This is a genomic window from Pseudomonas sp. NPDC089554 (genome assembly GCF_050280645.1).
GTDB lineage: Bacteria > Pseudomonadota > Gammaproteobacteria > Pseudomonadales > Pseudomonadaceae > Aquipseudomonas.
Genome location: NZ_JBNNVR010000023.1, coordinates 57,704 through 65,013, shown reverse-complemented (window position 1 = coordinate 65,013; position 7,310 = coordinate 57,704). Strand labels below are relative to the sequence as shown.

The following is a 7,310-nucleotide window of genomic DNA, read 5'->3' as shown; positions in this document are numbered from 1 at the left end:
TCTGCGCCAGGGCCGCGTCGGTCTGCTCGCTGTCCTTGACCAGCGGCTCGGCCGGTTTGACCGTGACCGGGCGCTCGTCACCGATGGGAATCGGCTTCAGGCTGCGCTCAGGGTCGTTGAACACCCCGATCAGCGCCTGGGAAATGACCTTGTACTTGCCCTCGTTGATCGAGGAAATCGAGTACATTACCACGAAGAAAGCGAACAGCAAGGTGATGAAGTCGGCGTACGACACCAGCCAGCGCTCGTGGTTTTCGTGTTCCTCGACATGACGACGACGGCGCATGGCTTACTCCATGAAGCCTTGCAGCTTCAGTTCGATCGAGCGGGGGTTCTCGCCTTCGGCGATCGACAACAGGCCTTCGAGGAGCATTTCACGGTAACGCGACTGGCGCATGACAATGGCCTTGAGCTTGTTGGCTACCGGCAGCAGGATCAGGTTGGCACTGGCCACGCCATAGATGGTGGCGACGAACGCCACGGCGATGCCGGTACCCAGCTGCGAAGGGTCGCCCAGGTTGCCCATGACGTGGATCAGGCCCATCACCGCACCGATGATGCCGATGGTCGGCGCGTAGCCGCCCATGCACTCGTACACCTTGGCGGCCTGGATATCGCGGCTTTCCTGGGTCAGGAAATCCACTTCCAGGATGCTGCGGATCGACTCCGGCTCGGCGCCGTCCACCAGCAGTTGCAGGCCCTTGCGCGCATAGGGGTCGGGCTCGGCATCGGCCACGCCTTCCAGGCCCAGCAGGCCTTCCTTGCGGGCGGTGAGGCTCCAGTTGACTACCCGGTCGATGCCGCCGGGCAGGTCGACCCGTGGCGGGAAGAAGATCCAGCGCAATATCTGCAACGCACGCTTGAACGCCGACAGCGGTGACTGCAACAACGCTGCCGCCAGGGTGCCACCGATCACGATCAACGCCGCCGGGCCATTGATCAGCGCACCGGCATGGCCGCCTTCGAGGAAATTACCGCCGACAATGGCAACGAACGCCAGAATCAGGCCTATCAGGCTCAATACATCCATCAGACACAGGCCTCGACCAGGTGTTTGCCAATTTCATCCAGGCTGTACACCGCGTCGGCCAGGTTGGCCTTCACGATCGCCATGGGCATGCCGTAGATCACGCAGCTGGCTTCATCCTGGGCCCACACGGTGCTGCCGCCCTGCTTGAGCAGGCGTGCCCCCTCGCGACCGTCGGCGCCCATGCCGGTGAGTACCACCGAGAGCACCTTGTCGCCATAGGATTTGGCTGCCGAACCAAAGGTGATATCCACGCACGGCTTGTAGTTCAGGCGCTCGTCGCCCGGCAGGATCTTCACCGTGCCACGGCCGTCGACCATCATCTGCTTGCCCCCTGGCGCCAGCAGCGCGAGGCCCGGGCGCAACACATCGCCATCCTCGGCTTCCTTGACGCTGATCTTGCACAGCTTGTCGAGGCGCTCGGCGAAGGCCTTGGTGAACGCCGCAGGCATGTGCTGGATCAGCACGATCGGCGCCGGGAAGTTGGCTGGCAGCTGGGTCAGTACGCGCTGCAAGGCCACCGGTCCACCGGTGGAGGTGCCGATCGCCACCAGCTTGTAGGGCTTGCGCTTGGGCGCCGGCGAATGGCTGGCCGGGGCCGCTGCGCTGCGCGCCGGTGCCGCCTGACGCGTCGCCGACTGGCTCGCCAGGCTGCTGGCCAGGGCGGCGCTGGCGCTCGGCGCAGGTGCCGGGGCATGGCTTTGACTGCTGTAGCCACTGAAACGGCGGTTGCTGCGCGAAATGCTATGCACTTTCTCGCACAGCATCTGCTTGACCTTGTCCGGGTTGCGCGAGATGTCTTCGAAGTTCTTCGGCAGGTAGTCGACCGCACCAGCATCCAGCGCGTCGAGGGTGACGCGCGCGCCTTCGTGGGTCAGCGAGGAAAACATCAACACCGGTGTCGGACAGCGCTGCATGATGTGCCGCACCGCGGTGATGCCATCCATCATCGGCATCTCGTAGTCCATGGTGATGACATCGGGCTTGAGCGCCAGTGCCTGGTCGATCGCTTCCTTGCCATTGGTGGCGGTGCCGACCACCTGGATGGTCGGGTCCGCCGAGAGGATTTCCGAGACACGGCGGCGGAAGAAACCGGAATCATCCACCACCAGGACCTTGACTGCCATAAACACTCCATTAGACGGCGCAACCACCAGGTCGCGCCGCCGAAATCAAATACGCCGGGCGGCGTAACGCTTGAGCATGCTCGGTACATCGAGGATCAGCGCGATGCGGCCGTCACCAGTGATGGTGGCTCCCGACATGCCCGGCGTGCCCTGGAGCATCTTGCCCAAGGGTTTGATCACTACCTCTTCCTGGCCCACCAGCTGGTCGACCACGAAGCCGATGCGCTGGGTGCCTACGGAGAGGATCACCACATGCCCTTCGCGCTGCTCCTCGTGCGCCTGGTCCTGGACCAGCCAGCGCTTGAGGTAGAACAGCGGCAGCGCCTTGTCACGCACGATCACCACTTCCTGGCCGTCGACCACGTTGGTACGCGACAGGTCGAGGTGGAAGATCTCGTTGACGTTGACCAGCGGGAAGGCGAACGCCTGGTTGGCCAGCATGACCATCAGGGTCGGCATGATCGCCAGGGTCAGCGGCACCTTGATGACGATCTTCGAGCCCTGGCCCTTGGCCGAGAAGATGTTGATCGAGCCGTTGAGCTGGGAGATCTTGGTTTTCACCACGTCCATGCCCACGCCGCGGCCGGACACATCGGAAATTTCGGTCTTGGTCGAGAAGCCCGGGGCGAAGATCAGGTTGTAGCAGTCCGACTCGCTCAAGCGGTCGGCGGCATCCTTGTCCATCAGGCCCTTCTCCACGGCCTTGGCCCGCAGGATGTTCGGGTCCATGCCCTTGCCGTCATCGGAAATCGACAACAGGATATGGTCGCCTTCCTGCTCGGCCGAAAGCACCACCCGGCCGGTACGCGCCTTGCCGGACGCTTCGCGTTCCTCGGGGGTCTCGACGCCGTGGTCGACGGCGTTGCGCACCAAGTGCACCAGCGGGTCGGCCAGGGCCTCGACCAGGTTCTTGTCCAGGTCGGTTTCTTCGCCGACCAGCTCCAGGTTGATCTCTTTCTTGAGCTGGCGAGCCAAGTCGCGAACCAGGCGGGGGAAGCGGCCGAAGACCTTCTTGATCGGCTGCATGCGGGTTTTCATCACCGCGGTTTGCAAGTCAGCGGTGACCACGTCGAGGTTGGACACAGCCTTGGACATGGCCTCGTCGCCGCTATTGAGGCCCAGGCGCACCAGACGGTTACGCACCAGCACCAGCTCGCCGACCATGTTCATGATTTCGTCCAGGCGTGCGGTGTCGACGCGCACGGTGGTCTCTGCCTCGCTGGCGCCATGCTTTTCCGGCGCAGCCGCTGGTGCGCGGGCCGGTGCAGGGGCAGCAGGCTTGGCGGCAGCAGGTGCCGGCGTCGGTGCTGGGGCCGGCTTGGCCTCGGCCTTGGCCGCAGGTGCGCTAGCAACCGCTGCCGCAGCAGCCGGCGCCTCGGCGACGGCCGCATCGCTGGAAAACTTGCCCTTGCCATGCAATTGGTCGAGCAGCGCTTCGAACTCATGCTCGCTGATGTGATCGCCCGCAGCGCCAGCCGGTGCCGCCGCACTGGCCGCAGCGGCGACGCCTGGCAGCGCGTCGGCGGCGAAGGTGCCCTTGCCATGCAACTGGTCAAGCAGCGCCTCGAACTCGGCATCGGTGATTTCGTCACCCGCCGGTGCGGCAACGCTGACCTCAGGCTGGGCAGCGGCGACCTCGGCAGAGAACTGGCCCTTGCCGTGCAGTTGGTCGAGCAGCGACTCGAACTCGGCGTCGGTGATTTCATCCCCCCCGCCACTGCTGACTTCGCCTTGCAACTGCTGGGCGGCCTCGGCCTTGACTGCGTCGAGCGAGTCGAGCAGTTGTTCGAATTCGGTATCGGTGATGTCCGCATCAGCGGCGGCTGGCTCGGCCACCGCTGCGACCGGCTCTGCAGCCGCCACCGGCGCGTCATTGCCAGCGGGCTCGGCCAGGCGCGACAGCGCCGCCAGCAGCTCGGGCGTGGCCGGGGTAATGTCGCTGCGCTCACGGACCTGGCCGAACATGCTGTTCACCGTGTCCAGCGCCTCGAGCACCACATCCATCAGTTCCGCATCGACCCGGCGCTCCCCTTTGCGCAGGATGTCGAACACGTTCTCTGCGATATGGCAGCACTCCACCAGCTCATTGAGCTGGAGGAAGCCGGCGCCCCCTTTTACAGTGTGAAAACCGCGGAAGATCGCATTGAGCAGGTCGGCATCATCAGGCCGGCTTTCCAGCTCGACCAGTTGCTCGGACAGTTGCTCAAGGATTTCGCCGGCTTCTACCAGGAAATCCTGGAGGATTTCTTCATCGGCGCCGAAGCTCATTAAACGTGCTCCCTAAAAACCCAGGCTGGACAGCAGATCGTCGACATCGTCCTGACTGGACACGACGTCTTCACGCTTATCGGCATGAATCTGCGGACCTTCACCCCGAGTCGGATGTTTTTCTTGATCTTTTTCAGCACGCAGCTGCTGGTGGTCATGTTCGATACCGGCAAAGCGGTCGACCTGGCTGGCCATCAGCACGAGCTTGAGCAGATTTTTTTCGACTTCGGTCACCAGCGCAGTGACGCGCTTGATGACCTGGCCGGTCAGGTCCTGATAGTCCTGAGCCAGCAAGATATCGTTGAGATGGCTGGCGACATCGCGGTTGCCCTCGGCGCTACGCGCCAGGAAACCGTCAACGCGCTTGGCCAGCTCGCGGAACTCTGGCGCCGCCACTTCCCGGCGCATGAAACGCTGCCAGTCGGCCGACAGGGCCTGGGCCTCGCTCGCCAGGTCGTTGAGCACCGGGGTGCTCTGCTCGACCAGGTCCATGGTGCGGTTGGCCGCGTTCTCGGTCAGCCGCACCACATACGACAAGCGTTCGGTAGCGTCGGTGATCTGCGACACCTCCTCGGCCTGCGGCATGTGCGGGTCGATCTGGAAGTTGACGATGGCACTGTGCAGCTCACGGGTGAGCTTGCCGACTTCCTGGTACAGGCCACGGTCGCGGGTCTGGTTGAGCTGGTGAATCAACTGCACCGCATCGCCGAACTGGCCGCGCTCAAGGCTTTGTACCAGTTCTTCGGCGTGCTTCTTGAGGGTCGACTCGAACTCCCCCAGAGAATCGTTCTTGGATTCCATAGCGCCCCCTGACGTGACTCAGCCGTTGACGCGTTCGAAGATCTTCTCGATCTTTTCTTTCAACGCCAGCGCAGTGAACGGCTTGACCACGTAACCGTTGACGCCGGCCTGGGCGGCTTCGATGATCTGCTCACGCTTGGCCTCGGCGGTCACCATCAGCACCGGCAGGTGCTTGAGGCGCTCGTCGGCACGCACCGCACGCAGCAGGTCGATGCCGGTCATGCCAGGCATGTTCCAGTCGGTCACGAGGAAGTCGAAGGGCTCGCTGTTGAGCATCGGCAGCGCCGTGTTGCCATCATCGGCCTCTTTGACGTTGGTGAAGCCCAGGTCACGCAACAGGTTCTTGATGATCCGCCGCATCGTCGAAAAGTCGTCAACGATGAGGATTTTCATATCTTTGTTCAATTAGACCTCCAAGCAGTCTTTAACGCGCTCGGCGCCGAGCGCGCGCTCAATCAATTCGGTACAACCTGCAACGACCGCAAAGAAACCTTCACTCAACGCGCCCGCCATTCCCCAAGGCGGCTGCGCAGGCGTGCCGCGCACTGGCTGTGCAACTGGCTGACCCGCGATTCACTAACCCCCAGCACCTCACCGATTTCCTTGAGGTTCAGTTCCTCGTCGTAGTACAGCGCCAGTACCAGGCGCTCGCGCTCCGGCAGGTTGGCGATCGCCTCTGCCAGGGCCGACTGGAAGCGCTCGTCTTCCAGATCACGCGAAGGTTCCAGCTGGCCGCTGGCACCGTCCTCGTGCAGCCCCTCGTGTTCGCCGTCCTGCAACAGGTCGTCGAAACTGAACAGGCGGCTGCCCAAGGTATCGTTCAAAATCCCGTAGTAATCATCGAGACTCAATTGGAGTTCGGCAGCAACCTCGTGATCTTTAGCGTCACGACCGGTTCTGGCCTCAACACTGCGCATCGCGTCACTGACCATGCGCGTGTTTCGATGCACCGAACGCGGCGCCCAGTCACCCTTGCGCACCTCGTCGAGCATCGCACCGCGGATGCGAATACCGGCATAGGTCTCGAAACTTGCGCCCTTGCTGGCGTCGTATTTGTTGGCCACTTCCAGCAGGCCGATCATGCCGGCCTGGATCAGGTCCTCGACCTGCACGTTGGCCGGCAGGCGCGCCAGCAGGTGGTAGGCGATACGCTTGACCAGCGGCGCATAGCGCTCGATCAGCTCGTACTGGGCATCCTTGGATGCCTTGCTGTACATCTTGAAACCGCTCGCACTCATAGTACCGGCCCTGCGCTGGTGGGCTGCACCAGGCGCTCGACGAAGAATTCCAGGTGGCCGCGCGGGTTGGCTGGCAGCGGCCAGCTGTCGACCTTCTGCGCGATGGCCTTGAACGCCAAGGCGCACTTGGAACGCGGGAAGGCTTCGTACACCGCACGCTGCTTCTGCACCGCCTTGCGCACGCACTCGTCGTAGGGCACCGCGCCCACGTATTGCAGGGCGACGTCGAGGAAGCGGTCGGTGACCTTGGTCAGCTTGGCGAACAGGTTGCGCCCCTCCTGGGGGCTCTGCGCCATGTTGGCCAGCACACGGAAACGATTCATGCCGTAGTCGCGGTTGAGCAGCTTGATCAGGGCATAGGCATCGGTGATCGAGGTGGGCTCGTCGCACACCACCAGCAGCACTTCCTGCGCGGCGCGGACAAAACTGACCACCGAGTCACCAATACCCGCAGCGGTGTCGATCACCAGCACGTCGAGGTTGTCGCCGATCTCGCTGAACGCCTGGATCAGCCCGGCATGCTGGGCTGGCGCCAGGTGCACCATGCTCTGGGTACCCGATGCCGCCGGCACGATACGCACCCCGCCCGGGCCTTGCAGGAGGACATCGCGCAGCTCGCAACGGCCCTCGATGACATCGGCCAGGGTTCGCTTGGGCGTCAGGCCCAGCAGCACGTCGACGTTGGCCAGGCCCAGGTCGGCATCCAGCAACATGACCCGGCGGCCGAGTTCGGCCAGTGCCAGGGACAGGTTCACTGAAACGTTGGTCTTGCCGACGCCACCTTTGCCACCGGTCACGGCGATCACCTGTACGGGATGCATGCTACCCATTTCTGTTCTTTACCTTGTT

Annotated in this window: 8 protein-coding genes; all 8 read right to left on the bottom strand. The window is 63.3% G+C overall.

Features of this window, described 5'->3' with window-relative positions:
- Positions 1–286, bottom strand: a 286-nt coding sequence (locus ACQKPE_RS10015; RefSeq protein WP_427665384.1) for a flagellar motor protein MotB, incomplete at its 3' end; no start/stop codon positions are given.
- A gap of 3 nt (positions 287–289) precedes the next feature.
- A complete protein-coding gene (locus ACQKPE_RS10010) occupies positions 290–1,030 on the bottom strand; it encodes a flagellar motor protein (protein ID WP_427665383.1) in 741 nt (246 codons plus the stop codon).
- A complete protein-coding gene (locus ACQKPE_RS10005; protein WP_427665381.1) occupies positions 1,030–2,154 on the bottom strand; it encodes a protein-glutamate methylesterase/protein-glutamine glutaminase in 1,125 nt (374 codons plus the stop codon). Before ACQKPE_RS10005 ends, ACQKPE_RS10010 begins: the two co-directional genes overlap by 1 nt.
- A gap of 45 nt (positions 2,155–2,199) precedes the next feature.
- The gene (locus tag ACQKPE_RS10000; protein WP_427665379.1) at positions 2,200–4,422 is read right to left on the bottom strand and encodes a chemotaxis protein CheA; all 2,223 of its coding nucleotides are present in this window, start codon (positions 4,420–4,422) and stop codon (positions 2,200–2,202) included.
- A gap of 12 nt (positions 4,423–4,434) precedes the next feature.
- On the bottom strand, positions 4,435–5,223 hold the full coding sequence (locus ACQKPE_RS09995) for a protein phosphatase CheZ (RefSeq protein WP_427665377.1): 789 nt from the start codon (positions 5,221–5,223) through the stop codon (positions 4,435–4,437).
- A gap of 18 nt (positions 5,224–5,241) precedes the next feature.
- Entirely contained in the window at positions 5,242–5,616 is a 375-nt protein-coding gene (locus tag ACQKPE_RS09990) for a chemotaxis response regulator CheY (protein ID WP_177182950.1), read from the bottom strand.
- Between the two features lie 104 nt (positions 5,617–5,720).
- Complete coding sequence (gene fliA / locus ACQKPE_RS09985; RefSeq protein ID WP_427665376.1) at positions 5,721–6,461, bottom strand: RNA polymerase sigma factor FliA; 741 nt, start codon at positions 6,459–6,461, stop codon at positions 5,721–5,723.
- Positions 6,458–7,291, bottom strand: a complete 834-nt coding sequence (fleN, locus tag ACQKPE_RS09980) for a flagellar synthesis regulator FleN (protein WP_016393812.1) — start codon at positions 7,289–7,291, stop codon at positions 6,458–6,460. Before fleN ends, fliA begins: the two co-directional genes overlap by 4 nt.
- Positions 7,292–7,310 lie beyond the last annotated feature (19 nt).